1 protein-coding gene is annotated in these 507 nt (G+C 37.1%); it reads left to right on the top strand.

Translation table 11 applies throughout. From position 1 onward, the window contains the following. On the top strand, nt 1-507 hold a 507-nt coding region (locus tag H4O21_RS28055), incomplete at both ends, for an efflux RND transporter permease subunit (RefSeq protein ID WP_182812427.1).

The following is a 507-nucleotide window of genomic DNA, read 5'->3' as shown; positions in this document are numbered from 1 at the left end:
AAAATGTATTTCCTCCAGATTTGGAAGTTAGCATTGCAAATGATCAATCCTCCAAAACTATAGGACAAGTTGATGATTTGGTAAACAACATCATCTTCGGTATCATACTGGTAGTTACTGTTTTAATGTTCTTCCTAGGCTTTAAAAACGCTTTATTTGTTGGGTTTGCCATACCAATGTCCATGTTTATGTCTCTAATGATTTTGAACATGTTAGGCTATACGATGAACACCATGATCCTTTTTGGACTAATTATGGGGCTTGGAATGTTGGTGGATAACGGGATTGTTGTTGTAGAAAATGTTTATCGCTTAATGAGCGAAGAAGGCATGAGTCGAATTGAAGCGGCTAAAAAGGGGATTGGAGAAATTGCATTTCCAATTATAATTTCAACAGCAACTACAGTTGCAGCATTTATACCTCTCGGACTATGGCCTGGGGTAATGGGACAATTTATGATATATTTCCCAATTACACTTTCTGTGGTACTTGGCTCTTCTTTATTCG

The sequence above is a fragment of the Oceanospirillum sediminis genome (assembly GCF_014164585.1).
In the GTDB taxonomy this organism is placed as follows: domain Bacteria; phylum Pseudomonadota; class Gammaproteobacteria; order Pseudomonadales; family Halomonadaceae; genus Oceanospirillum; species Oceanospirillum sediminis.
Note: the sequence above shows the minus strand (reverse complement) of the source record. Positions and strands in the feature narration are given on the sequence as shown.